The sequence below is a fragment of the Terriglobus sp. 2YAB30_2 genome (genome assembly GCF_052114765.1).
Lineage (GTDB): Bacteria > Acidobacteriota > Terriglobia > Terriglobales > Acidobacteriaceae > Terriglobus.
Window position 1 is genome coordinate 180,764 of sequence record NZ_JBFRFJ010000005.1, and the last position, 23,404, is coordinate 204,167.

The window sequence follows — 23,404 nt, forward strand, 5'->3', positions numbered from 1 at the left end:
TGGCCTCATGCGGAAAGCATGGCTCCGGTAAGGTCGCGCACCCGCTCCACGTCGTGCGAGCGGCACCAGGACCTCACGCCGGTGGCAATGACCTCCACCGCACGCGGATCGGCATAGCTTGCTGTGCCCACCTGCACCGCCGCCGCACCTGCCAGCATGAACTCAACGGCATCTTCAGTACAGACAATGCCGCCGAGACCTACGACTGGGATCGCCACGGCGCGCGATGTCTCGCGGACCATGCGCACGGCGATGGGTTTGATCGCCGGGCCCGAGAGTCCGCCCGTGGTGTTGGCGATGCGCGGCTTGCGAGTCTCGATATCAATGGACAGCGCCAGGAAGGTATTGACCAGTGAGACGGCGTCCGCGCCGGCATCCTGTGCAACGCGGGCCATCTGCCCGATGTTGGTGACATTGGGAGAGAGCTTCACCATGATGGGCCGCTGCGTCTCTCTACGGATGCGCGCCACCAAGTCGTAGAGCATCATGCCGTCGGTGCCGAAGACCATGCCGCCGTGCGAGGTGTTCGGGCAGGAGGCGTTCAGCTCGTACATGGCGATGCCGTCGGTTTGATCGAGAGCACGGACGACCTCAATGCAGTCTTCGACGGTGTAGCCGAAGACATTCGCGATGCAGACAGCTCCGCGGATCTGGCGAATCTTCGGAAGCTTTTCATCGATAAAGGCGCGGACACCGACGTTCTGCAGGCCGATGGCATTCATCATGCCGCTGGCGGTTTCGATAATGCGAGGCGAGGGATTGCCCGCCATGGGTTCAGCCGAGAGCCCCTTGGTAACGAAGGCGCCAATCTTGTCGAGCGAGAGGATGTCTTCAAATTCGACACCGTAGCCGAAGGTTCCGCTGGCGGCGATGACAGGAGAACGAAGCTCCACGCCGGCGATAGTAACGCGCATGTCGGGCGACTTGATCACTCTTTCTCTATGTTATCGCCCATGGGCGCCAATGGTATCGCTGACGGGTGTTTCACGGTCTGGGGGGTAATTTCATAGGGAAACCGCGAATTGCCATGTATCGTGGGGCACATATCCTCAGGAGGGTCGCATGCGTTCTGATCGTCGTAGTGTTTCCCTGTTTGCCTGTTTTCTCTCTATCGCTTCTTTTGCGGCTGCACAGTCCCCGGCGCCAATGATCTTCAAACCCGCGGTTGGCACAACAGTGACGCATCATCCGGCTCTGCCGGCGTGCGTGCAGATCGCCGTTCAGGAGGGAGACCCGTCGAAAGGGAACTCCACCATCCTGCTGAAGGCTGCCGCCGGATGCGTTATCCCATGGCACTGGCATACGCCCAACGAGCGGTTGGTCATTGTGAGCGGAACCGGCAAGGGTGAGATGCGGATGAAGGATATGAAGCCACTGACGTTAAAAGCGGGTGACTACCTGGTGATGTCATCCAAGGGAATTCATCAGTTCACAGCCGTGACGGCAGTGACGCTCTTCGATTTCTCCGACGCTCCCTTCGATATTCACTATGTCGACGGTGCAGGAAAAGAGATTCCGCTGGATCAGGCGGTGAAGACAAAGATGGCGAAGTAGATCACTGATTGGCCGAGAAGGGCACATTCGGGATGGGGGTGACGTAGATTCCGTGGATGAGAGTCTGCGGCCCGCGGTAGTCCGGGGGCATGGGCTGCTGGGCAGAAACGGCGGTGGCGGCGAAAAGGGCGACGGTTGCCAGGGAAGAGGGGCGGAGCATCGGGAACTGCATCTCCGCAGCCAGCATAGCGCAGCTGGGCGGGCCGAACGATAGAATAGAGACAACTATGTTGGATCTGGGATTTGTCCGGGCGAACCTGGACGTGGTTAAGGCAAAACTGCGCCTGCGCGGCATGGACCCCGAGGCGGCGCTGGGCGATTTCGCCACGCTGGACGCGGAGCGTCGTGCAGCCATCACCGAGGTGGAAAACCTGAAGGCGGAGCGTAACCGGCTCTCGGCTGAAGTGGCCACCATCAAGCGTGCCGGCGGCGATGCCGCGGCGGTAATGGAGCGGACGAAGTCCTTAAAAGAAAAGATTGAGGGGCTGGAAGGCCGCGCTGCGGAACTGGATGCGGCCTTGCTGAAGACCCTGCAGGCCATTCCCAACCTGCCTCAGGATGACGTGCCGGAGGGCGCCGACGAGCACGGCAATCTCCTGATCAAAACCTGGGGTGAGAAAGCCAGCTTCGACTTCGAGCCGAAGCCGCATTGGGAGATCGCCGAGGCCCTGGGCATCGTTGACTTTGAGCGTGCCGCCAAGATCTCCGGCGCGCGCATGGTCGTGCACTTCGGCCAGGGAGCCCGCCTGGAGCGCGCCCTGGCGGCTTTCATGCTGGACCTCCACACCCGCGAGCATGGCTACATGGAGGTGCTGCCTCCGTTCATGGTGAACTCGCGCACCTTGTTCGGCACCGGGCAGCTGCCGAAGTTCGCCGAAGATCTCTTCCACTGCGACGACAGCGGTCCTTATGAAGGCGAGCTGAAGGACGGCGATCACTGGCTGATTCCGACCTCGGAGGTTCCGATTACGAACCTTTATGCCGGTGAAACGCTGGATGCGGCGCAGTTACCGATCAGCTATACCGCTCATACACCGTGCTTCCGCGCCGAGGCTGGATCGCACGGCCGCGATGTGCGCGGCATGATCCGTCAGCACCAGTTTCAGAAGGTGGAGCTGATCAAGTTCACCACTCCGGAGACCTCACCCGAAGAGCACGAGAAGCTGACCCGTAATGCTGAGACGGTGCTGGAAAGACTGGGACTGCCGTACCGGCGGATGCTGCTGTGCACGGGCGATATGGGTTTCAGCTCCTCGAAAACCTACGACCTTGAGGTTTGGCTGCCGGGACAGCAAACCTACCGCGAGATCAGCTCCTGCTCCAACTGCAGCGACTTCCAGGCGCGGCGTGCCGGCATTCGCTACCGCCCTGCGGGCGCGAAGAAGAGCGAGCTGCTGCACACGCTGAACGGCAGCGGTCTGGCTGTGGGCCGGACGTATCTGGCGATCCTCGAAAACTACCAGCAGGCTGACGGCACCGTGCGCGTGCCTCCGGCGCTGGTGCCTTACATGAATGGCGAAACCGTCATCGGAAAGCAGGTACGCTGATGCGGCTTCTTCGCAACTACATCTTCTGGACCTATGAGCGGGGCAGCCTGCACTACGACATCATGGTCTCGCTCATTCTGCTGTTCCTGTTCATCTCGCCGCACTACATTGACTTCAAGGACCGTCCGCAGGACAACCCGCTGGCGCCGCCGCAGACACTGGTGCAGGAGGACGGCGCGGGGTATGTCTACACGCTTCGGCCACAGGACATCCGTCATGACACGGGTGACCTGGCCGGTGACCTGTTGTATGCAGTTGTCCAATACTCCGGTCCGGTGACGATGGATAGGTATGAGGTTGTGAAGGACGCTCATGGCAAGGTGACCCAGTACAAGGTCTGGGTCCATCGCCCATAACGGCGATGACCTTTCCTGGTTGTATGCATCCAATCATTCTGAGGATTTGTTGAAAGCCTATGCGCTTTGCATTCGTTAAGTTCACTGCCGCGGCCGCTCTTACTCTGGCCGCCTTCTCTGCAAAACCAGCATCAGCTCAGAACGCCGACGTGCAGAAGATCGTGCAGCAGATGGACTCCGCCGCGGCGAAGTTCCAGTCCGCGACAGCCGATCTCCGCTGGGATAACTATGAGCGCGTAGTACGCGAGACCACGACGCAGACCGGCATCATCTTCTTCCAGAAGAAGGGCAACGCGACAGAGATGGGCGCGGTAATTCAGAAGCCTGCGAAGAAGGTGGTTGTATATTCGGCAGGTCTGCTGAAGATGTATGAACCGAACATTGACAGTCTTACGCTCATCGATACCAGCAAAAATCAGGCGCAGGTAGAGAGCTTTCTGACCCTGGGCTTTGGCGGCTCAGGAACGGCGCTGGAGAAGCAGTGGGCAATTACTTCGCAAGGTACGGAGACGATCGATGGTGTCCAGACAGCGAAGCTGGACTTGGTGCCGAAGCAGGAAAGCGTCAAGAACACCTTCACGCACGCCGTCATCTGGGTGGATCCGGCACGCGGCGTTTCACTGAAGCAGCAGTTCTTTACGCCTTCGGGCGACCAGCGCATCAACTTCTACACGAATATCAAGCTGAACGGGAAGGTCGATACCAAGGCCTTCGAGATCAAGACGACGAGCAAGACTACCGTGAAACGTCCTTAGTCTCACTGAGGGACGGATAAGAAAAACCCCGGCACTATGCCGGGGTTTTCGTTTGTTGAGGGACGTCACTTTTTTTGTCTTTCGTAGCGTAGCGGAGAAATCTGCTTTTCTAACCCGGATGTCTCCGCGAGGAAGAGGCAGAAAAGCGGATCCCTACGGATGGCAAAACAAAAACGTTCGAGTCCCTAAATCTGCGAACAAGCCAACGGGCTCAGATAGAGATTCGTGATGTTGCTCACGATCTCTGCATCCGTATTTCCCGGCCGATGCGACAGATCCTTCCATGCCGGATCGGAAGCAAACTTCGACCAGTTGGCAGAGAGTGTCGGCAGATCCGGGAAGGTGAGCATGTAGGTGAGATTCGGTAGTAACGGGCCAGTCAGAGCACTGCCAAAGAAGACCGGAGACAGGCCGGAACGGACGAAGATCTCGATCTCTCCGTTGTTGAACATCTCGATCTTCTTCAGATGGGCTGCATAGCCGGGGCTTTCATACGTACGGAGCTGGAAGATGCGTTTGCCGGGCTTCGGCGCTGTGAGCTTCGGCCAGCCGGTAAAGGCGGAGAAGATGGAGCTTTCTGCGCGGATAAATGCTGGCGTCGCTGCAGGCGCATCCCAGAAGCCCGCGGCCGCCTTGAGAAACTCAGCATCCTTCGTGAGGCGCTGGTCGACGGTAAGCAATGTCTCGGCGGAGTTAGACGGCAGCAGCAAGTAATAGGTGGGTGTCTCTGGTCCGATATCGACTTTGAAGGCGCCGACGGGCGAGATACCCATGCGGTTGAGTGCGGGAATCATCGCCTGCGCGAAGAAGTTTTCTGTCAGTTTTGGCCCTGCACCGTTGCGGAGTGTGTACTTGCGGAGCTCATAGAACTCCTGCGGCTGTGCGGACGGTTTCTCCTGCATCTCTGCCTCGCTGGATTTTAGGGTGATCGCTGTGGCCGCGCCTGCAGCCATAGAGCGGATGAATTGCCGCCTCTTCATGATGGAAATCTCTCCTTCGAAAGACATCCTATACAAACACGAAGGCCCCGGTCTTGACCGGGGCCTTGTGGCTGGTTACGCCTTGATGACGTTTCCGTCCTTGACCTCGACCGGATCGAGGAAGGGCATGGACTTGCGCAGATCCTTGCCGACCTTCTCAACCGGATGAGCAGCTTCTTCCTTGCGGATGCGCTCGAAGCCTTTACGGCCAGTCTCGTTCTCTTCGATGAACTTCTTGGCGAAGGTTCCGTCCTGAATGTCCTTCAGCAGGCCCTTCATCGCATCCTTCACGGCCGGGGTTACGATGCGTGGTCCGGCAACATAGTCGCCCCACTCGGCGGTGTCAGAGATGGAGTAGCGCATGTACTCAAGGCCGCCGCGGTACATCAGGTCGACGATGAGCTTGAGCTCGTGCAGCACCTCGAAGTAGGCTAGCTCGGGCTGGTAGCCGGCCTCGGTCAGAACCTCAAAGCCCGCCTTGACCAGGGCAGCAGTACCGCCGCAGAGAACCGCCTGCTCGCCGAAGAGGTCGGTCTCGGTCTCTTCGGTGAAGGTGGTCTCAAGCACGCCGCCACGGGTGCAGCCGATGCCCTTGGCATAGCTCAGGGCCAGCTTCAGCGCGTTGCCAGTGGCATCCTGCTCCACGGCGACCAGGCCGGGAACACCACCGCCCTCGGTGAAAACCTCGCGAACACGGTGGCCTGGGCCTTTGGGGGCAACCAGCGAGACGTCCACGTCGGCGGGAGGATTGATGGTGCGGAAGCGGATGTTGAAGCCGTGCGCGAACATCAGGGTCTTGCCGGCGGTGAGGCCCGGCTCAACCTCCTTGTAGACCTTGGCAGCCGTCTGGTCGGGAACCAGCAGCATGATCACATCAGCCCACTTGGCAGCCTCGGCTACCGGGAGCACTTCCAGGCCGGCGTTCTTCGCCTTGGCCTCGTTCGGCGAACCGGGACGGAGGCCGACCTTGACGTCCACGCCCGAGTCCTTCAGGTTCAGCGCATGGGCGTGGCCCTGCGAGCCGTAGCCGATGATGGCGACTTTCTTCGCCTGGATAAGAGAGAGGTCTGCGTCGTGGTCGTGGTATGCCTTTGCCATTCTTCTTCCTTTTCGTGGTTACGTAGAAATTCTAGTGGAACCGGCCCCGGATCGTCCCGGAGGGCAATAGGGAAAACGCTCTATGTTTCGTCTTCCTCAAACTGGTTGGGGAGGTCGTCTTCTTCCGGGCGGACCGGATAGGCGACCGGCTGATCCGCGGCCGTTTTGGTGCCCAGGGCCTTCAGCACCTTGGTGGTGTGCTGGCCGCGGCGCATGGCCATGCGGCCGGTGCGTGAGACCTCCAATACGTCATAGTTTGACTCACGCAGTACCTGCAGCAGACCCTCGATCTTCGAAGCGGAGCCGGTCATCTCCAGCATGATGGACTCCGGTGCCAGATCGACGACACGGGCGCGAAAGACCTGCGCCAGTTCGAAGATCTGGGTGCGCGAGTGGACTCCATGCGGTGAGTTGGGACCGGCGCCAACCTTGATAAGGCATAGTTCGCGAATCACGGCTTCGGCGCGTGAGACCTCATCCACGTCGCGTGTGACCTCGAGCTTATAGAGGGAAGCCCGGATGCGGTGAGCCGCGTTCTCCGCGCCCTCGCACACGATGGTCATGCGCGAGACTCCGTCGCGCTCGCTCTCACCCACGGTGAGCGAGACGATATTCACCGAAAGGCGGCGAAAGAGGGAAGCCACGCGCGTCAACGCGCCCGGCTTGTCGTCAACAAGTGCAATAAAGGTATGCAGCATCTGATCTTCTTTCCTGGCTATTTCGTTGCGGTGTAGGGCGCGTCGGTGTCCCAGAGTTCGATCTCTTTGTCGCCGGAGGCATGCAGAACGCCACGGTCCCATAGCTTGGATGGAAGCTTGGAGAGTGTGTAGTCACCAGCCGCGTGGTAGCTGCCGCCACAGGGCGGTTCCCCCGGAGCATACTTTTCTGCGGCACACTTCTTACCGCGATAGATATGCGCACGGAAGTCATTGCCCTTTGGGGGCTTGATCTTTAGAGCCGGCAGCGTATTGGAGCGCGCGGCGTCACGGACTTGCCAGACCAGCGATTCGATCTCGTCATCCGTTGCATCTTCCTTTACGACCAGCGTTGCCGTGTCGTTATCGAAGTGAAACAGCGTGAACGATGGGGTAGGAACAGTGGGGCGTGCCGGGTAAGTGACGGCGGGTTTGGCCGGCTCCGAAGGAGCCGGCGCGGTTTTCGGTGCCGAATTACATCCGGCCAATCCAACGGCCAACAGAACGGCGAGAGAACAGATCGGCGTCCTTGTCATTAGTCCTCCGCCGTTTCGATCAGCGGGTTCGGACGGCGCACCATCTCATGCAGAGCGCTTCCGGGGGCGATCATCGGGTACACGCCGTCTTCCTTCTCAACCGAGAAGTTGATCAGGAACGGAGTGGAGCCGGTACGCGCTTTGGTGACGATCGGCGTGACTTCCTTGCGCTGCGTGATGTGCGCCGCGGGAATGCCATGCGCATCGGCCAGTTTCACGAAGTCCGGCGACAGGATCGGTGAGCAGGAATAGTTCTTGTCGTAGAAGGCCTCCTGCCACTGACGCACCATGCCGAGAAACCCGTTATTGATGACCGCGATATTGATGTGCAGCTTTTCCTGCACGATGGTGGAGAGCTCTGCGGCCGTCATCTGGAAACCGCCGTCACCGGCGATCACCCATACATCCTTCTCGGGGGCTGCCATCTTGGCGCCGATGGCGGCAGGCAACGCGAAGCCCATCGTGCCCAGTCCGCCGCTGGTGACCAGGGTGCGGGGAGCGTTATGGCGGAAGTACTGCGCCTCCCACATCTGGTGCTGACCTACGTCGGTGACGATGATGGTCTCGGTCTCGCGGCCCGCGGCTACAGCTTCGCGCCAGATGTCATGAATGACGTGCGCGGCATAGAGGTGTCCGTTGTCGGGCAGGTTGACGATATCGCGGACCGCAGCCTCGCCCTTGCTGGCGTTGATCTGCTTCAGCCATGCCGCATCGCTGGATGCGGGCAGCATGGGCAGCAGGGTCAGCAGAACCTCACGCAGATCGCCGATAAGCGCAACGTCTACCTTGACGTTCTTGTTGATCTCCGACGGATCGATCTCGATGTGAATCTTCTTCGCATTTTGCGCGTAGCTGGCGAGATTGCCGGTGACGCGGTCGTCGAAGCGCATACCGAAGGCCAGAAGGAGATCGGCTTCCTGGATGGCATTGTTTACCCACGACTCACCGTGCATGCCCATCATGCCCAGCGATAGCGGATGTGAGGCAGGGAAGCTGCCCAGGCCCAGCAGCGTGCTGGCCACAGGGATATGCATGCGCTCCGCAAAGGCGATCACCTCGGCCTCTGCACCAGACTGGTTGATGCCATGGCCGGCAAGGATGACGGGCTTCTTCGCGTTTTTGATGAGTTCGATGGCCTGCAGTATGGCACCGGACTCGGCGCGAAGCATCGGGTGCGGTCGCGCGGGCGGCGGCGCAGCGTCTTCGAAGTTGAAGATGCAGGAGGCCTGCTGCGCGTCCTTGGTGATGTCGACCAGCACCGGTCCGGGGCGTCCGTCCTGTGCAATCTGGAAGGCAAGGCGAACCATGGGAGCGATATCTTCAGCGCGCGTCACCAGGAAGTTGTGTTTGGTGACTGGCAGCGTGATGCCGGTGATATCAACTTCCTGGAAGGCATCGGAGCCCAGTACCTTCGAGGAGACCTGACCGGTGATGGCGACCATCGGAATCGAATCGAGCATCGCGGTTGCGAGACCGGTCACAAGATTGGTGGCGCCGGGGCCGGAGGTGGCCATGCAGACGCCAACCTTGCCGGAGGCGCGGGCATAGCCGTCTGCCATGTGCGAGGCGCCCTGTTCGTGGCGAACCAGCACATGGTGAATGGGGAACTTGCGTAGAGCGTCATAGATGGGGAGGATGGCGCCGCCAGGATAGCCGAATACCGTAGATACACCCTCGCCTACCAGGGTGGCCCAAAGAATTTCGGAGCCGGTGAGCGTGGTGTTACGGATGGCATCGATGGTGTCGGTCATATTTCCTCCTTACAGCGGTAATGCATTCAGACGGTTGAAACAACGGTTGCAAGGTATAGCTCGGCTGCCCCGGACAGAGGCAGCCGAGAAGAAGCACTTAGCTGGTTACTGCTCCAACGCTCGCGCTGGAGACGGAGTTGGCGTACTTGGCAAAGACACCGCGCTTGTACCGAGCCTCCGGAGCCTTGAACTCCTTCAACCGGGCCGCCATCTCTTCGTCACTGATCTCGAGCGTAAGCTTGCGGTTCGGAATATCGAAGGTGATCAGATCTCCTTCACGAACTGCAGCGATCGGTCCGCCGAGCTGCGCCTCAGGAGCGACGTGGCCGGCCATCAGGCCGCGAGTCGCACCGGAGAAGCGTCCATCGGTCAGCAGGGCAACGGTCTCGGAGAGCTCCGGAATGCCCTTGATGGCGGCGGTGACGGCCAGCATCTCGCGCATGCCCGGACCGCCCTTCGGTCCTTCATAGCGAATGACGCAGACATCGTTCGGTTTGATCTGTCCCGCCTCAACCGCGGCGAAGCAGAGATCTTCCGAGTTGAAGACGCGTGCCGGGCCCTGGTGATAGATGCGCTCGTGGCCGGCCACCTTGATGACGCAGCCCTCGGGCGCGAGGTTGCCCTTCAGGATCACGAGACCACCGGTCTTCTTCAGCGGCTTGTCGACCGGATAGATCACAGGCTGGCCTGGAGTCTCGACAGCTTCCTGCGACTCTTCGGCGAGCGTCTTGCCGGTAACGGTGATGGTGTCGCCCTTGATCAGGCCGGCGTCGAGCAGACGCTTGGCCAGCACACGCGAACCGCCGGCTTCCTGGTAGTCCTTCGCAGCATACTTGCCGCCCGGGGACATATCGCAGATGTGCGGCGTGCGCTCGCTGATACGGTCGAAGTCTTCCATCGTGATCGGGATCTTCAGCTCATGTGCGATCGCGATCAGGTGGAGCACCGCATTGGTCGAGCCGCCCGAAGCGGCGACGGCAGCGATTGAATCCTCAATGGACTGCTTGGTGAGGATCTGCGAAGGCTTGATGCCTGCTTCGGCCAGCTTCATCATCAGCTTGCCGGCCTCGCGGGAGGCGTGAGCCTTCTCCGCCGACATAGCCGGCACTCCGGTTAACTGAATGGGCGAGATGCCGAGGAACTCACCGGCCATGGCCATGGTGTTCGCGGTGAACTGTCCACCGCAGGCGCCGGGGCCGGGACAGGCAGCCGCTTCAACAGCCTCAAGCTGGTCGTCACTGATCTTGCCGGCTGCGTGCGAGCCGATCGCCTCAAAGACGCTAAGGATGGTGATTTCTTTGGTGGAACCGTCTGCCTGCGGTAGCTTGCCGGGCATGATCGATCCGCCGTAGAGCATCATGCCGGGGATATCGAGACGCGCCAGCGCCATGATGGCCGCGGGCATGTTCTTATCGCAGCCGGCGATACAGACCAGGCCGTCAAAGCTGTTACCGCGGGCTACGAGTTCGATAGAGTCGGCGATGACCTCACGCGAGATGAGCGAGGCCTTCATGCCCTCGGTGCCCATGGTGATGCCGTCCGAGATGGTGACGGTGTTGAACTCCATCGGTGTGCCGCCGGCCTCACGGATGCCCTGTTTTACGGCCTCGGCTACCTGGCGAAGGTGGAAGTTGCAGGGGCCGATCTCGGTCCAGGTATTGGCGATACCGATGATGGGCTTGTGCAGATCCTCTTTACTGAAGCCCACGCCGCGCAGGTAGGAACGGGCAGCGGCACGGTTGGGGCCTTCAGTCAGAACGACGGAATTCTTCTTTGCTGGGCTGAGTTTCTCGCTCACAATCTTCCTTCTTTACGCGGTTGCGGTCTTGGGTGCAGACCAGAATTCGTTGTCGTGTTTCGCTTCAAACTTGTCCAGTGCTTCGCCGTGGCGCAGCGTCAGGCCGATATCGTCCAGTCCGTTCAACAGACATTCCTTGCGGAAGGGATCGATCTCGAAGCGAGCCTTGAATCCCTGTGCATCGGTAACTGTCTGTGCTTCGAGATCGACGGTGACCTGATAACCGGGCGTTTGTGCGCGCTGCATCAGCGTGTTGACCTCGTCGTCCGTAAGGCGCGCGAGAACGATGCCGTTCTTGCCTGCGTTCGAGAAGAAGATGTCGGCAAAGGTCGGCGCAATCACGGCGCGGAAGCCATAGTCGCTTAGCGCCCAGGCGGCGTGCTCGCGTGAGCTGCCGCAGCCGAAGTTCTTGCCGGCCAGCAGAATCTCCGCACCTTTGTACTGCGGGGCATTCATCACGAACTCGGGGTTCGGCATGACAGAGTCGGGCACGTCAAGTTCGTACCGCCAGTCGAAGAACAGAAACTCACCGTAGCCGGTGCGCTCAATGCGCTTGAGGAACTGCTTGGGAATGATCTGGTCGGTATCGACGTTCGCGCGGTCAAGAGGTACGGCAATCGAAGTGATCCTGGTAAAGGGCTGCATTAGTTCTTGCCTCCGTTGTTCGGCCAGTTGCGCACATCGGTGAAGTGGCCGGCGATCGCCGCCGCGGCCGCCATCTGCGGCGAAACCAGGTGCGTGCGTCCGCCACGGCCCTGACGGCCTTCGAAGTTGCGGTTCGAGGTCGAGGCGCAGCGCTCGCCCGGCGACAGAATGTCAGGGTTCATGCCCAGGCACATGGAGCAACCCGGTTCACGCCACTCAAAGCCCGCATCCTTGAAGATCTTGTCCAGACCTTCTTCCTCAGCCTGCCTCTTCACAGCCTGCGAGCCCGGAACCACCATCGCGGAGACGGTAGCAGCAACGTGACGGCCCTTTACGATCTGAGCGGCGGCGCGCAGGTCTTCAATGCGTCCGTTAGTGCAGGAGCCCAGGAAGACACGGTCGATGTTGATCTGCTCGATCGGCGTGCCGGCCTTCAGGCCCATGTATTCCAGTGCCCGCTCGTAGCCCTTGCGGTCGATCTCGTTGGTCGCATCGTCCGGAGAAGGAACCTTGCCCTCAATGCTGGTCACCATGCCGGGTGAGGTGCCCCAGCTTACCGTCGGTGTAATTTGGGCGGCGTCGATGTGCAGCTCGCGATCGAAGACCGCGCCTTCGTCTGTGGGCAGCGACTTCCAGTGGGCCACAGCCTCATCCCACGCCTTGCCAGTGGGCGAGAAGCGACGGCCCATCAGGTAAGCAAAGGTCGTCTCGTCAGGAGCGATCATGCCGGCACGTGCACCGGCTTCGATGCTCATGTTGCAGATGGTCATGCGGCCTTCCATCGAGAGAGCACGAATGGCCGAACCTGCGTACTCGACCGCATAGCCGGTCGCACCGTCAGTACCGATCAGGCCGATGATGTGAAGGATGATGTCCTTCGCCGTCACGCCGTAGGGAAGCGTGCCATCGACGGTAATACGGAAGGTCTTCGGCTTTGACTGCGACAGTGTCTGCGTGGCCATCACGTGCTCCACCTCAGAGGTGCCGATACCGAACGCCAGAGCGCCAAAAGCGCCGTGGGTCGAGGTGTGCGAGTCGCCGCAGACGATGGTCATGCCCGGCTTGGTCGCGCCCAGCTCCGGCCCGATCATGTGCACGATGCCCTGCGAGGCATCCTGCACATCGAAGAACTCGATGCCGAAGTCCTTGCAGTTCTTACGCAGCGCGTTGACCTGTGCGGCCGAGGTCTGGTCGAGGATATGCAGACGGTCCTCCGCCGAGGTCGTTGGAACGTTGTGATCGACCGTGGCGATATGACGGTCAGGACGGCGCAGCTTACGTCCCGCCAGGCGCAGACCGTCGAAGGCCTGCGGTGAGGTGACCTCGTGCACGAGCTGCAGATCGATATAGATCAGCGGTGGCTCACCTTCCGGTGAGGCGACGAGGTGGTTGTTCCAGACTTTCTCAAACATCGTTTGCGGCATTGCGAGTTCCTCGATAAAACAGATCCCTGCGGGATGACTAAAGTTTGATGGCGTCGAGTACGGCCTTGCTCATCTCGCCGGTCGATACCTTCTTCTGCCCGGCATGATCGCCGCGTGCAATATCAGCGGTGCGGTAGCCTGCTGTAAGAACTTCCTGTACCGCGGCCTCGACGGCAGCGGCTTCCTTCTCCAACCCGGCGGAGTGACGCAGCACCATCGCGGCGGTCAGAATCGCGCCCAGAGGATTGGCGATACCCTTGCCGGCAATATCAGGCGCAGATCCGTGAACCGGCTCGTACAGATTGACCTTACCGCCGAGCGTCGCGGAGGGCAGCATGCCCAGCGAGCCGGTGATCACACCGCACTCATCGGAGAGGATGTCGCCGAACAGGTTCTCGGTGAGCACTACGTCGAAGCTGCGCGGCGTGTTCATCAGGTGCATCGCCATCGAATCGACAAGCTGGTGCTCCAGGGTGACATCGGGATAGTTCTTCGCGACCTCGCTAACCACGGCGCGCCAGAGCTGCGAGACCTCGAGAACATTGGCCTTATCGACGGAGGTCACCTTCTTGCGGCGCTTCTGCGCCAGCTCAAATGCGATCTTCGCGACGCGGGCTACCTCGGCCTCGCTGTAGACCATGGTGTTGTGCGCCAGCTTCTTGTCCTTATCCCACCAGCGCGGCTCGCCGAAGTAGAGACCGCCAAGCAGCTCGCGGACGAAGAGGATGTCAGTCCCTTCCGTCACCTCAGCACGCAGCGGAGAGTTGTCGGCTAGTGGCTTGTAAGCAACAGAGGGGCGAAGGTTGGCATAGCCACCCAGCTCCGCGCGGATCTTCAGCAGGCCCGCCTCGGGGCGCTGGCTCGGCGGATAGTTGTTGAACTTGTTATGGCCTACGGCGCCCAGCAGGGCTGCATCGCACTTGAGTGTTGCCGCAAGCGTCGCTTCCGGCAGCGGAGAGCCGTCCGCATCGATGGCCACGCCCCCGATGCGCAGATCTTCATAGTTAAAGGTGTGGCCGCCATGCTTCGCCACAGCGTTCAGCACGTTCAGTGCTTCGTTTGTAACTTCAGGGCCGATACCGTCGCCGGCCAGGACTGCAATCTTGAGGTTCATTCGTTCCTTTGACACTTTCGTAGTCTCCGGACCCACCCTGACGTTGCGAGGGCGAGGCACCCGGCGGTTCAAGATTCATGGAAGCGGTTTTTGCCGCTCCGTTACGGAATGACGGCAAACACAGGGTTATACCGCCGGAGCGGACTCCGCTTCGAGCAGCGCGACGATGTCCTGGTCGTAGATCGATTTCTTGCGGTCCGCCAGCGCCGTGAAGCGGTGATAGATCTCGTCAATCTGCTCGCGGTTGAAGTTATAGCCCAGCTCCTTCAGCTTCTGCTCCAGGCCACGGCGGCCGCTGTGCTTGCCCAGCACAATGGTGTTCGCCACAACGCCAAACGAAGCCGGCGTCATAATCTCGTACGTCAGCGGATTGGCCAGCACACCGTGCTGATGAATGCCGCTGGCGTGCGCAAAGGCATTCTTACCAACGATCGCCTTGTTGGGCGAGGGCGTGAAGCTGATGATCTGGTCCAGGGCCTTGCTGGTGGCGCCAATCTGCTTCAGATCGAGGCTGCTGGTGAAGGGGTACTGATCTTTGCGGATCGATAGAATGGCCGCGACCTCCTCCAGTGCGGCATTGCCGGCGCGCTCGCCGATGCCGTGCATGGAGACTTCGATCTGACGCGCGCCACCGAGGATGCCGCTGATCGTGTTAATTGTCGCCAGCCCCAGATCATCGTGGCAGTGCGTGGAGAAGATCACCTGTGAGCTGCTGGGCACGCGTGCGCGAACCGTCTCAAACATCGTCTGATACTCAGACGGTGTCGAATAACCGACCGTGTCTGGAAGATTGATGGTGGTTGCGCCGGCCTGGATAGCAATCTCCACCATCTTGCACAGGTAGTCGATGTCAGAGCGGGTGGCGTCTTCGGCGGAGAACTCCACGTCCTCGCAGTGCGATTTGGCCAGAGCCACCATCTCACCCACTTGGTCCAGAGCCTGCTGGCGGCTGATGCGAAGTTTCACTTCCAGGTGCAGATCGGAAGAAGCAAGAAAGGTATGAATTCTATTCCGCGCCGCCGGGGCAACGGCACGAGCTACCGCCTCGATGTCGTCGCGTTTGCAGCGGGCCAGACCGGCGATACGGGGACTCTTGCCGTCGCGGCCAACTTCGCGCGCGATCGAGTGCACGGACTGGAAGTCACCGTCGGAGGCGATAGGGAAACCGGCTTCAATGATGTCCACACCCAGCAGAGCTAGCTGATGTGCGAACCGAAGCTTCTCGTCGTGGTGCATCGTGCATCCCGGCGACTGTTCGCCGTCCCGCAGCGTGGTATCGAAAAAGAGAACGCGATCGTTGGTCGACATACTTGGCCTTACACCTCTGCTTCCGGTTATGATAAACCCCACTTATCGAGCGAGTCTGGTCGATTAGTACTTCTAATACCCTAATAAGCGAGCCGCCGTGGACCTCTTTCAGATGGAAACCTTCCTCGCCGTTGCCGAGGAGAAAAGCTTCTCTCGTGCCGCACTGCGCCTTCACCGCACCCAGCCGGCGGTAAGCCAGGTGATCGGCAAACTGGAGGCGGAGCTGGGCGAATCGCTCTTTGAGCGCCAGACCGGCTCACTGACTGACGCCGGCGAGGTGCTGCGCGAGTACGCCGTCAAGCTCGTCAATCTCCGCGACGAGGCGGGTTCGGCATTGAAGGAGCTTCGTTCACTGCATCGCGGCCGTTTGCTGCTGGCGGCGAATGAGTACACCTGTCTCTGCCTGCTTCCGCTCATCCACGAGTACACCCGGCGCCATCCGAATGTAAAGGTGGAGGTACAGCGGTCGCTTGCCAGCCGTATCGGCGACGACGTGCTGGCCAATTCGGTCGAACTTGGAGTCTTGAGTTTTCAGCCCTCCGACCCTCAACTCCGTTCCGTGGTGATCTTCCGTGACGAGCTGGTCTGCGTGGTCAGCCCCAATCATTCGCTGGCAAAAGAAGGTATGGCGTCCGTGAAGGAGCTTGGCCGCGAGCGTTTTGTCGCACACAATATTGCCTCGCCGCAGCGGCAACGAGTCTTTCAGGCGTTTGCCCAGCACCGGACCAAGCTCCCAATCTGGGTTGAGCTTCCGTCTCTGGACGCGATCAAGCGATTCGTGGCGATGGGCAACGGTGTGGCCTTATCTCCAAAGTTGACTGTCGCTTCTGAGCTGCGAATGGGCTCACTGGTGGAGGTAAAGGCCCGCGAGCTGAACTTCGAGCGCAAGCTTCGCGTGGTGTATCGCAAGCAAACCGCTCTGTCCCATACCGCACGTGCGTTTTTGAAGATTGCGGAGGAGTATGCGGTGCAGCAGGGTGATCCGTACTACTTCCAGGCGGAGCGGGTCTCGCGGGCTGGAAATTAATCGCCCCAGGTCGAGACAATTTGCAGGTCTCAAACGTTTCCAGTGTGGGCACGTCCTCTGGCAGGGACGGCCGATGCAGGTCAAAGGGGTAACTTCCATGAACCTGAAACAAATTGTGATGCGGGCGGCGATTCTGGCTGCCTGTACTGTGGGTCCAGCCACGCTCAGCGCACACGCGCAGGGAATGGGCGGCGGTATGGGCCAGATGACTCCCGAGCAGCGTAGTGCCCGCCAGCTCGAGATGATGAAAACCCGGCTGAACCTGTCCGAGGACCAGACAGCTAAGGTCAAGGACTTTATGGCCGAACGCGACAAGAAGATGATGGATCTGCGTTCGAGCGGCGGCGACATGGAGACCATGCGCCCGAAGATGATGGAGATCCAGAAGGATTACTCCGACAAGGTCAAAGGCATTCTGACCGACGACCAAAAGAAGACCTATGAAGAGATGCAGTCGCAGATGCGCGGCGGCGGACGCCCCGGCCCACCGCCTCAGCAATAGAGCCTTTCCTCGTGGTGTAGTGTAGGGCTTCCCCATCTATGGGCGTTTTCCGCAATGAAAATGCCGCTGTATGCTCTTTCGGGATACCCAGCAACGGGGGAAAACGCTCTAAATCTTCCTCATCATGAAAGACTGAGGGCCAGGCAGCAAACGCTTCCTGGCCCTCGAGGTCTTTTGGGATCGTCGAAATTTACGCGTATCGCTTCTGATGCCATTCCCAGGCGGAGGCGACGATCTGGTCCAGCTCTGGAAAGTTCGGTTTCCAACCGAGCTCACTCTTAATCTTGTCCGAACTGGCGACCAGAACCGCGGGATCTCCTGGGCGGCGCGGTTCCTCGATCACGGCAATCGGCTGACCGGTGACGCGGCGTGCCGATTCAATCACCTGGCGCACGGTAAATCCCTGTCCGCTTCCGAGGTTGAAGATGTGGTGGCCGGGCTGTTCGAGCGCCTTGAGCGCCAGGATGTGCGCTTCGGCCAGATCCTGGACATGAATATAGTCGCGGACGCAGGTACCGTCCGCAGTGGAATAGTCCTGTCCGTAGATCTTGATCGACTGGCGACGGCCGAGGGCAACGTCCAGAATCAATGGAATCAGGTGCGACTCTGGCTCGTGGGCTTCGCCATATCCCTCGATCGCCCCTGCGACGTTGAAGTAGCGCAACGCGGCATAGCGCAGACCATGAATCTCACTCATCCAGCGCATCATGGTCTCTGAGAGCAGCTTCGACTCGCCATAGGCATTGGTCGGTTGCAGTTTGGCCGTCTCAAAGATCGGCGTCGACTCCGGCTCTCCATAGCAGGCGGCGGTGGAGCTGAAGACGAGTTTGTTGTGTCCGGTGGCTAACATTGCCTCCAGCAGGCTGAGGGTGCCGCCGGTATTGTTACGGAAATATAGTTCCGGCTTCTTCATGCTCTCGCCGGCTTCGATAAGGGCGGCGAAGTGAAGAACGGCATCGAACTTGCCTTCCTGGAGCGTCTTCTCGATCAGCTGGCGATCAAGCAGATCCCCCTGAATAAAGGCGGCTTGTGCGGGAAGAGCACTTGCTTTTGCGTGACAGAGATTGTCATAAATGGTGACTTTTGCTCCCTGTTGCAACAAGATACGGGAGACAGTCCCACCGATATACCCGGCTCCGCCGGTCACCAAAAAATTCATCGAAACCAATTTCCCTCTACCTGCAACCAATGTATCAGCGACTCCCACTCAGAATTAGGACAGACCTGGTGGTGGAAACGCCCTTGCGGAGCAAATTTAATGGGTTGGAGGTTCGATCCCGCGGTCGACTGATTCATGACTTTTTTCATTGCTTTCGCCGATGCGATTCAGGAAGATAGGGGTATACCCCCCGGCTCGAGGCGATATTCCCCGAGTTGTACCTTCGCTGTAGCACGGCCGAGCCGATCTGTATGTTAGAGCCTTTGCTGCTACATTCTTGCTTTGAGCCTGCCCTTGGTAAATCGGTTCCTGCTCCTGCGACCGTTGCCGCAAGAATGCGTCAGTGTGAGGACGAGGAAAGCGCATTTTTGAGGATGGAATAACGATGGCGAGACAGACACAAACCGGATACACCGGCCAGCGCGTAATGACCGCGCAACAGAACGACATTGCCTTTTCGCACTTCGGAGTCATGCATACCGGGAAGCAGGGCCGGGGCTCTCTGTTTTCTGCACTCGTCATTAACGTGACCTTGTTGGTGGTTGCCCTCATTCTCACTGCGGCCGCAAAGAAGGTCTCAGAGGCTCATAAGGTCACCATGCTGACGGCTCCTTCGACGCCGCCACCCAAACCCGAGCCGAAGCCGGAGCTCCCAAGGCCCAAACCCCTTCCTAAGCCACCGGTCATTCCTCCTACGCCGCCAAAGATCAAGATTCCTGAGACCAAGCTGCCCGACATACCAAAGCCGCCTCAGGTCAAGATGGAGACGCCGAAGCCTGTCGTGCTTCAGCCGGCGCCTCCCAAGCTGGTTCAGCCGCCTCCAGCTCCAGTGAAAGTAAACCTCGGTCAGGCCCAGGCTGCCAGCGTGGTGAATAATTCGACCCATCCGTCGGCCGTCGCCCTCGGACAGACAAATAATCCGATCGCTCCCATGACGGGACCAGCCACCAGCCCGGTGAACCTTGGACAGCGCGGTATGGCCGGTATGCCTCCGGGAAGCGGTATGGGACCGCCGTCGACCAAGGTGAATCTTGGTTCGGGGTCTCCGAACGGAACGCTTGGCGGCCGGGACAATGCGGCGCAGCCGGTGCAGGGTGTAAAGCTGGGTGTTGCCGGTGGAACTGGTCCGTTGAATTCCACCGGACGGGTTGCCGGACCTGTAAATCTGGGGCAGGCGGCGCCGCCGCCGATGCCCAAGCCGGTAGCGCCAACTGCTGTATCCGGTGCGACTCCGCCGAAGGTGCTGTACAAGCCGAAGCCGGAGTATACCGACGAGGCGCGTAAGCTGCATTTGGAAGGAACCGTCTACGTAAAGGTCCGTGTGACTGCCTCCGGAGCAGTGCAGGTGCTGGGAGTCAGCAGTGGTTTGGGACATGGTCTGGATGAGGCGGCGGTCCGTGTCGTTCAGACGATGAAGTTCTCGCCGGCAATGCAGAACGGCCAGCCAGTGGACTGGTCAGGCGTTGTGAACGTAGGCTTTCAGATGTTGTAGGGCTTTCAGTTTCTTGGTGTTCATTTTTGAATGGTTGTAGTTGAAGTCATTATTGAAAGAAAGCGGCTTTTCCCCCGCCTAGGAGTCAGGAAGATATGATTTTTCGTAAAGCTTGCATGGCAGGTCTCGCCCTCGCCTCGATCGTGGTGCTGGCGGCACCCGCGCACGCAATTAAAATTCTGCCGGGCAAGAAAAAGCAGCCAGACGACACCGGATACACCAAGCCAACGCCAGCACAGAATCAGTTGATTGACCGCGCCATCGCGCGCGAGGCTGAGGTGATCAAGGTTCTTAAAGAGCGGGCTCCGCTGACCGAGGTCTATATCCAGACCATGAAGCCCGATCAGGATCTGCTGCAGGTGCCCGAATCCGACCAGCACTTCCTGGGGCGTGTCGAGTTCAGCAAGGTCATCGGCGATAGAACCTACGAGACCTCCAAGACCAGCACCGGCGGCAAGTTTGGGTTTTTCAAGAACTCGCTCAGCTTTATTACCGGCCTGGGCAAGGCGTTGAACCTGGAGTTCAACGAAGCCGGCTTCATGCAGATGCTGTTGATTGACTCCAAGGACTTCGATCGCCAGCACTACAACTTCTACTTCGTCCGCAATGACTTCCTGGGTTCCGTCGCGACCACGGTGTTCGACGTGCAGCCCGCGAAAGGAAGCTATGGCCGCTTCTTCGGTCGCATCTGGATCGAGCGCCGCGGAGGTAACATCGTTCGCTTCAACGGCAGCTTCAACGGCAGCCAGGCGACGCATAGCGAGTACTACCACTTCGATAGCTGGCGCACCAATGTGCAGCCGGATATCTGGTTGCCGAACTCGTTCTACGTAGAGGAGAGCAATCCGAAGGTTCCTGGCAACATCGTCAAGTTCAAGGCGGTTGGGCATATCTGGGGTTACGCGCTCAAGGTTCCTGAGAAGGAAGTCGAGAACACCTCAGTTGAGGTGCAGGGCGCGACGGATGTCTCCAACGATGCTCAGGATGTCAGCCCGCTCGGTGCGCAGCGTGAGTGGGTACAGCAGGCGGAAGACAATGTCATCGACCGTCTGACCAAGGCCGGTCTGCTGGCCGCGCCCAGTGAGTTTGATAAGACTCTCGCGGCTCTTGCCAACAACATTCTGGCCTATAACCAGATTCCGCTGTCGCGCCCCATCCGGGTGCGTACGCTGCTGACGGAGCCGCTGGAATCGCTGGCCGTTGGAAACACCGTGCTGCTGAGCAAGAGCGTGATCGATACCACGGCTGTCATTACGGCTGACGGTGCGCAGCAGGCGGGCAACCTGAATGCCATCCTGGCCTTCGAGGTTGCACACGTGATCCTCGGGCATCGCCTGGACACCAAGTACGCCTTCAGCGATCGCCTGCTCTTCCCGGACACCTCGGCGTTTACCCATATCCCGATGCATCACACGGATAAGGACAACGAAGAGGCCGCCAAGAAGACGGTCGAGCTGTTGAACGCCAAGGAGCTGCAGGATGCCTCAACCTACTTCGGGCTATATCTGCAGCAGCTGTCCGCGCGTGTGAAGGCTCTTCCTGATCTGAACAAGGCGATGATTGGCGACTCACTGATCAAGAACGACAAGGACAAGGATCCGACCTTCTGGCTGGCCGCGCTGCAGGCAAAGGGAACGAAGCTGGACGTGAAGGATCTGAAGCAGATGGCCGCCATGCCGCTGAGCAGCTTCCTGAAGTTCGACCCCTGGACCGACCAGGTCATCACTCTGCATGCGGCTCAGGAGCCGATTCTGAATCCGCGTGACAAGATGCCGTTCGAAGTGACGCCGGTCTATCTGAGGCTCAGCTACTATACGGCCCCCGTAGCGCCAACCGCTGCTCCGGCAGCAGGTGCTCCGGCAACCGGCGCCGCGGCGCCTGCAGCAGGTACTGCAGCACCGGTACAGCAGCAGGCAACGCCGGCCCCCGTGGATGGAAATCCCGGAAACGCTCCTCAAACCGCTCCTGCTCCACAAAATGGAGCACCGGCTTCTGGTACCTCCACTCCTCCCCAGAACCAGTAATTTCCACGTAAGACGGGGGCCTTCGTGCCCCCGTCTTATGCTGATAGAGATAAAAGGTTGTGTTAGTTGACCCTCATTGCTGGCAGTTCGGGTCAGGGAAGGTTGGATTCTTGCAGGTAATCAGAAAGTCTCTCGCGTTGCTCTCACTCGCTGTCGCGCTGCCCGCGGTACACGCACAGTCGGTTTACACGGCGAGTCGAAGAGCTGATCTTCAGGCCGGCGGCGGTTATTCGATCGCCAAATCCGACTCTACCGCGGATAAATTCAAGGGGTTCCACCTCTATTTCGATCTCGACTTCAGGCATCACCTGGGAATCGAAGGTGAGTTCCATAAGGTCAATCAGGACAACCCCGGCAAGGAATACGAGAAGACGTATGAGATCGGGCCTCGATACAGCCGGCCGTTCAAAGACGGCTTGTTCCGTCCGTACATCAAAGGCATGTACGGACGCGGGGTCTACAACTTTACGGACAAACTCGGGAATAATGTTGAGGTTGCGAATCTGGCCTACAATATCTGGGCTGCCGGCGGTGGTTTAGATATCCGCGCGAATCGCCGCATCAATGTTCGCGTGTTCGATTACGAATATCAGAACTGGCCTAGCTATCCGCCCCACGGCATTACTCCGCAGGTTGTCTCCTTTGGTGTCGCTTACCACTTTGGTTCCGACAGCCGCTATCCGACGAAACGCTAGGCCCCGATAGAAGAAACTGAAAAGCCCCGGTCTGGATTGTCCAGACCGGGGCTTTTTAGAGCATTTTTCCTGTTGCTGGGCACCCCGATAGTGGAGTGCAGCGGCGTTTTCATTGCGGAAAACGCCCATCGATGCGGAAGCTCTACTTTGCACCTTCAGGAAAAATGCTTTACTGCCGCTGTGGCAGTTTAGAAGTGGTAGGCGAAGCCGACCGCCGGAGTCGAGATGACGGTATAGCGGCGGGTTGCTACGGAGTCGAGACCGAAGTTCGGCGCCTTCAGCACGAAAGCGCGGTACGCGACACGCAAATCCCAGCTCGGGCTGAGCTCATAGGCAACACCGGCACCGAAGAGCGCGCCGATGTTCGTGTTCTGCTTCGTATCCAGGCTGGTGGTGCCGAAGTCGCGGATTGGGCTCATAATGTAGCCGCCGACGCCTACCTCAACAAACGGGTTGTAGTTGCCGTAGTTGCGGGAGTAAACGTAGGCGCCTGTGATCTCCTGCTGGCGGACGTGAACCGCGGGCCGGGTGAAGCTGGTGCGGAAGTAGTCCGTGTACTCCGAGAAGGAGTAGTTCACTTCCAGACCGCTGCGCGGGGTTACCAGGTAGCGGTAGCTGACCAGACCGCCCATGGTCATGCTGGCATTTAGCTGGGAGCCATTTCCATTGACCTGGGGCTGCCATACTCCGATGGCGCTCACGCTAATGTCTTGCCGGCTCTCCTGCGCCATCATCGCGCTGCCGGCACTCAGCAGCAGCGCACCCAACAACATCCGTTTCATCATGCTTCGGTCAATCCCTTCAAAATCGCGCGGAACTCCACCGCCAGAATCTGGCCGGCAAAAAGACAAGAGCAACCCACTGCAAACAATTGTACCTGTCCGGATGCCGTCCCCGGTTGGACGATTCTTCATCACCTCCGGTGAGGTATCCTGCGGCAGAAA

At 59.5% G+C, this 23,404-nt stretch carries 23 protein-coding genes; 9 read left to right on the forward strand and 14 right to left on the reverse strand.

What is annotated here, in order from left to right; all coding sequences use genetic code 11:
• Nucleotides 1-5: 5 nt before the first annotated feature.
• Nucleotides 6-914 (reverse strand): dihydroorotate dehydrogenase, encoded by a 909-nt coding sequence (locus AB4Y89_RS10075; RefSeq protein WP_442300936.1) that lies wholly within the window; start codon nt 912-914, stop codon nt 6-8.
• A 148-nt stretch (nt 915-1,062) separates the two neighbouring features.
• On the opposite strand from AB4Y89_RS10075, the gene AB4Y89_RS10080 reads away from it, so the two are divergent.
• Nucleotides 1,063-1,554 carry a hypothetical protein gene (locus tag AB4Y89_RS10080; RefSeq protein ID WP_442300796.1) on the forward strand — a complete coding sequence of 164 codons (492 nt, stop codon included), beginning with the start codon at nt 1,063-1,065 and terminating at the stop codon, nt 1,552-1,554.
• Nucleotide 1,555: 1 nt separating this feature from the next.
• On the opposite strand, the gene AB4Y89_RS10085 is transcribed toward AB4Y89_RS10080, so the two are convergent.
• The gene (locus AB4Y89_RS10085) at nt 1,556-1,714 is read right to left on the reverse strand and encodes a hypothetical protein (RefSeq protein WP_442300797.1); all 159 of its coding nucleotides are present in this window, start codon (nt 1,712-1,714) and stop codon (nt 1,556-1,558) included.
• A 67-nt stretch (nt 1,715-1,781) separates the two neighbouring features.
• On the opposite strand from AB4Y89_RS10085, the gene serS reads away from it, so the two are divergent.
• From serS to AB4Y89_RS10100, 3 genes are read left to right on the forward strand one after another with little or no spacing between them, the layout of a single operon-like run.
• Complete coding sequence (serS, locus tag AB4Y89_RS10090; protein ID WP_442300798.1) at nt 1,782-3,101, forward strand: serine--tRNA ligase; 1,320 nt, start codon at nt 1,782-1,784, stop codon at nt 3,099-3,101.
• A complete protein-coding gene (locus AB4Y89_RS10095; protein ID WP_442300799.1) occupies nt 3,101-3,457 on the forward strand; it encodes a hypothetical protein in 357 nt (118 codons plus the stop codon). Before serS ends, AB4Y89_RS10095 begins: the two co-directional genes overlap by 1 nt.
• 59 nt (nt 3,458-3,516) lie before the next feature.
• Nucleotides 3,517-4,212 carry a LolA family protein gene (locus tag AB4Y89_RS10100; RefSeq protein ID WP_442300800.1) on the forward strand — a complete coding sequence of 232 codons (696 nt, stop codon included), beginning with the start codon at nt 3,517-3,519 and terminating at the stop codon, nt 4,210-4,212.
• A gap of 185 nt (nt 4,213-4,397) precedes the next feature.
• Here AB4Y89_RS10100 and AB4Y89_RS10105 read toward each other — a convergent pair whose 3' ends face one another.
• From AB4Y89_RS10105 to AB4Y89_RS10150, 10 genes are all read right to left on the reverse strand, one after another.
• Nucleotides 4,398-5,192, reverse strand: coding sequence for an NIPSNAP family protein (locus AB4Y89_RS10105; protein ID WP_442300801.1), 795 nt, complete (start codon nt 5,190-5,192; stop codon nt 4,398-4,400).
• Nucleotides 5,193-5,267: 75 nt separating this feature from the next.
• Nucleotides 5,268-6,290, reverse strand: a complete 1,023-nt coding sequence (gene ilvC, locus AB4Y89_RS10110) for a ketol-acid reductoisomerase (RefSeq protein WP_442300802.1) — start codon at nt 6,288-6,290, stop codon at nt 5,268-5,270.
• Nucleotides 6,291-6,370: 80 nt separating this feature from the next.
• Nucleotides 6,371-6,988, reverse strand: a complete 618-nt coding sequence (ilvN, locus tag AB4Y89_RS10115) for an acetolactate synthase small subunit (protein WP_442300803.1) — start codon at nt 6,986-6,988, stop codon at nt 6,371-6,373.
• A gap of 17 nt (nt 6,989-7,005) precedes the next feature.
• Nucleotides 7,006-7,521 carry a hypothetical protein gene (locus tag AB4Y89_RS10120; RefSeq protein WP_442300804.1) on the reverse strand — a complete coding sequence of 172 codons (516 nt, stop codon included), beginning with the start codon at nt 7,519-7,521 and terminating at the stop codon, nt 7,006-7,008.
• Nucleotides 7,521-9,272, reverse strand: a complete 1,752-nt coding sequence (ilvB, locus tag AB4Y89_RS10125) for a biosynthetic-type acetolactate synthase large subunit (RefSeq protein ID WP_442300805.1) — start codon at nt 9,270-9,272, stop codon at nt 7,521-7,523. Before ilvB ends, AB4Y89_RS10120 begins: the two co-directional genes overlap by 1 nt.
• Nucleotides 9,273-9,369: 97 nt before the next feature.
• Nucleotides 9,370-11,070, reverse strand: a complete 1,701-nt coding sequence (gene ilvD / locus AB4Y89_RS10130; RefSeq protein ID WP_442300806.1) for a dihydroxy-acid dehydratase — start codon at nt 11,068-11,070, stop codon at nt 9,370-9,372.
• Nucleotides 11,071-11,082: 12 nt separating this feature from the next.
• The gene (gene leuD, locus AB4Y89_RS10135; RefSeq protein ID WP_442300807.1) at nt 11,083-11,715 is read right to left on the reverse strand and encodes a 3-isopropylmalate dehydratase small subunit; all 633 of its coding nucleotides are present in this window, start codon (nt 11,713-11,715) and stop codon (nt 11,083-11,085) included.
• Nucleotides 11,715-13,139, reverse strand: a complete 1,425-nt coding sequence (gene leuC / locus AB4Y89_RS10140; protein ID WP_442300808.1) for a 3-isopropylmalate dehydratase large subunit — start codon at nt 13,137-13,139, stop codon at nt 11,715-11,717. The genes leuD and leuC overlap by 1 nt, the downstream gene beginning before the upstream one ends.
• A gap of 37 nt (nt 13,140-13,176) precedes the next feature.
• A complete protein-coding gene (leuB, locus tag AB4Y89_RS10145; protein ID WP_442300809.1) occupies nt 13,177-14,253 on the reverse strand; it encodes a 3-isopropylmalate dehydrogenase in 1,077 nt (358 codons plus the stop codon).
• 126 nt (nt 14,254-14,379) lie between these two features.
• Entirely contained in the window at nt 14,380-15,561 is a 1,182-nt protein-coding gene (locus AB4Y89_RS10150; protein ID WP_442300810.1) for a 2-isopropylmalate synthase, read from the reverse strand.
• A gap of 112 nt (nt 15,562-15,673) precedes the next feature.
• Here AB4Y89_RS10150 and AB4Y89_RS10155 point away from each other — a divergent pair, with 112 nt between their 5' ends.
• Both AB4Y89_RS10155 and AB4Y89_RS10160 read left to right on the forward strand, forming a co-directional pair.
• The gene (locus AB4Y89_RS10155) at nt 15,674-16,588 is read left to right on the forward strand and encodes a LysR family transcriptional regulator (RefSeq protein WP_442300811.1); all 915 of its coding nucleotides are present in this window, start codon (nt 15,674-15,676) and stop codon (nt 16,586-16,588) included.
• A gap of 97 nt (nt 16,589-16,685) precedes the next feature.
• Nucleotides 16,686-17,090, forward strand: coding sequence for a hypothetical protein (locus AB4Y89_RS10160; RefSeq protein WP_442300812.1), 405 nt, complete (start codon nt 16,686-16,688; stop codon nt 17,088-17,090).
• Between the two features lie 190 nt (nt 17,091-17,280).
• Here the strand turns inward: AB4Y89_RS10160 and galE are convergent, their stop codons facing one another.
• Entirely contained in the window at nt 17,281-18,249 is a 969-nt protein-coding gene (gene galE / locus AB4Y89_RS10165; protein WP_442300813.1) for a UDP-glucose 4-epimerase GalE, read from the reverse strand.
• 385 nt (nt 18,250-18,634) lie between these two features.
• On the opposite strand from galE, the gene AB4Y89_RS10170 reads away from it, so the two are divergent.
• The 3 genes from AB4Y89_RS10170 (at nt 18,635) to AB4Y89_RS10180 (ending at nt 22,460) form a co-directional block, all read left to right on the forward strand.
• Complete coding sequence (locus AB4Y89_RS10170) at nt 18,635-19,741, forward strand: energy transducer TonB (protein ID WP_442300814.1); 1,107 nt, start codon at nt 18,635-18,637, stop codon at nt 19,739-19,741.
• 95 nt (nt 19,742-19,836) lie between these two features.
• On the forward strand, nt 19,837-21,765 hold the full coding sequence (locus tag AB4Y89_RS10175) for a hypothetical protein (RefSeq protein ID WP_442300815.1): 1,929 nt from the start codon (nt 19,837-19,839) through the stop codon (nt 21,763-21,765).
• 110 nt (nt 21,766-21,875) lie between these two features.
• A complete protein-coding gene (locus tag AB4Y89_RS10180; RefSeq protein WP_442300816.1) occupies nt 21,876-22,460 on the forward strand; it encodes an outer membrane beta-barrel protein in 585 nt (194 codons plus the stop codon).
• 188 nt (nt 22,461-22,648) lie between these two features.
• Here the strand turns inward: AB4Y89_RS10180 and AB4Y89_RS10185 are convergent, their stop codons facing one another.
• Nucleotides 22,649-23,245: an outer membrane protein gene (locus AB4Y89_RS10185; RefSeq protein WP_442300817.1), complete on the reverse strand. Its 597-nt coding sequence runs from the start codon at nt 23,243-23,245 to the stop codon at nt 22,649-22,651.
• Between the last annotated feature and the right edge of the window lie 159 nt (nt 23,246-23,404).

Excerpts from the sequence above, each read along its gene's own strand:
- AB4Y89_RS10105 (WP_442300801.1), bottom strand. The coding sequence starts at position 5,192 with ATGAAGAGGCGGCAATTCATCCGCTCTATGGCTGCAGGCGCGGCCACA.
- AB4Y89_RS10120 (WP_442300804.1), bottom strand. The coding sequence starts at position 7,521 with ATGACAAGGACGCCGATCTGTTCTCTCGCCGTTCTGTTGGCCGTTGGA.
- AB4Y89_RS10175 (WP_442300815.1), top strand. The coding sequence starts at position 19,837 with ATGATTTTTCGTAAAGCTTGCATGGCAGGTCTCGCCCTCGCCTCGATC.
- leuD (WP_442300807.1), bottom strand. The coding sequence starts at position 11,715 with ATGCAGCCCTTTACCAGGATCACTTCGATTGCCGTACCTCTTGACCGC.
- AB4Y89_RS10085 (WP_442300797.1), bottom strand. The coding sequence starts at position 1,714 with ATGCTCCGCCCCTCTTCCCTGGCAACCGTCGCCCTTTTCGCCGCCACC.
- galE (WP_442300813.1), bottom strand. The coding sequence starts at position 18,249 with ATGAATTTTTTGGTGACCGGCGGAGCCGGGTATATCGGTGGGACTGTC.
- AB4Y89_RS10170 (WP_442300814.1), top strand. The coding sequence starts at position 18,635 with ATGGCGAGACAGACACAAACCGGATACACCGGCCAGCGCGTAATGACC.
- ilvB (WP_442300805.1), bottom strand. The coding sequence starts at position 9,272 with ATGACCGACACCATCGATGCCATCCGTAACACCACGCTCACCGGCTCC.
- leuB (WP_442300809.1), bottom strand. The coding sequence starts at position 14,253 with ATGAACCTCAAGATTGCAGTCCTGGCCGGCGACGGTATCGGCCCTGAA.
- ilvC (WP_442300802.1), bottom strand. The coding sequence starts at position 6,290 with ATGGCAAAGGCATACCACGACCACGACGCAGACCTCTCTCTTATCCAG.
- AB4Y89_RS10155 (WP_442300811.1), top strand. The coding sequence starts at position 15,674 with ATGGAAACCTTCCTCGCCGTTGCCGAGGAGAAAAGCTTCTCTCGTGCC.
- leuC (WP_442300808.1), bottom strand. The coding sequence starts at position 13,139 with ATGCCGCAAACGATGTTTGAGAAAGTCTGGAACAACCACCTCGTCGCC.
- ilvN (WP_442300803.1), bottom strand. The coding sequence starts at position 6,988 with ATGCTGCATACCTTTATTGCACTTGTTGACGACAAGCCGGGCGCGTTG.
- AB4Y89_RS10075 (WP_442300936.1), bottom strand. The coding sequence starts at position 914 with ATGCGCGTTACTATCGCCGGCGTGGAGCTTCGTTCTCCTGTCATCGCC.
- AB4Y89_RS10095 (WP_442300799.1), top strand. The coding sequence starts at position 3,101 with ATGCGGCTTCTTCGCAACTACATCTTCTGGACCTATGAGCGGGGCAGC.
- AB4Y89_RS10160 (WP_442300812.1), top strand. The coding sequence starts at position 16,686 with ATGAACCTGAAACAAATTGTGATGCGGGCGGCGATTCTGGCTGCCTGT.
- AB4Y89_RS10185 (WP_442300817.1), bottom strand. The coding sequence starts at position 23,245 with ATGATGAAACGGATGTTGTTGGGTGCGCTGCTGCTGAGTGCCGGCAGC.
- serS (WP_442300798.1), top strand. The coding sequence starts at position 1,782 with ATGTTGGATCTGGGATTTGTCCGGGCGAACCTGGACGTGGTTAAGGCA.
- AB4Y89_RS10150 (WP_442300810.1), bottom strand. The coding sequence starts at position 15,561 with ATGTCGACCAACGATCGCGTTCTCTTTTTCGATACCACGCTGCGGGAC.
- AB4Y89_RS10100 (WP_442300800.1), top strand. The coding sequence starts at position 3,517 with ATGCGCTTTGCATTCGTTAAGTTCACTGCCGCGGCCGCTCTTACTCTG.
- AB4Y89_RS10080 (WP_442300796.1), top strand. The coding sequence starts at position 1,063 with ATGCGTTCTGATCGTCGTAGTGTTTCCCTGTTTGCCTGTTTTCTCTCT.